Here is a 332-nt window from a genome sequence, read left to right as displayed (position 1 = left end):
ATCTGTTTACAAAATAAAAAGGTCGTCTGAAAAGAAATTTTCTTTCAGACGACCTTTGGATCTGTTCTATTAATACGAAATCAAATCAGCACACTTCAACCAACCAGCCATGTTTGTCTTCCGCCAAACCGTATTGGATGTCGGTCAAGGCTTTGCGCAAAGCGTAGCCGCGTTCTTGGCTCTTCACTTCGATTTCTTTGCCGTCGATGACAAAAGAGGTTACGGGCGAGATAACGGCGGCGGTACCGGTCAGAATCGCTTCCGCACCCTCTTCGACTGCGGCTTTGAGTTCATCCACGGTGAAATTGCGTTCGCTGACGGTGTAGCCCAAG

Annotated in this window: 1 pseudogene; it reads right to left on the bottom strand. The window is 47.9% G+C overall.

From position 1 onward, the window contains the following. Positions 1-85: 85 nt before the first annotated feature. Positions 86-332, bottom strand: a pseudogene (locus ACTHS3_RS17470) (branched chain amino acid aminotransferase); the annotation flags it as partial.

Source organism: Neisseria sp. P0009.S007 (genome assembly GCF_051962515.1).
The sequence above is the reverse complement of the archived record's forward strand: the minus strand, read 5'-3'. Positions and strand labels throughout refer to the sequence as shown.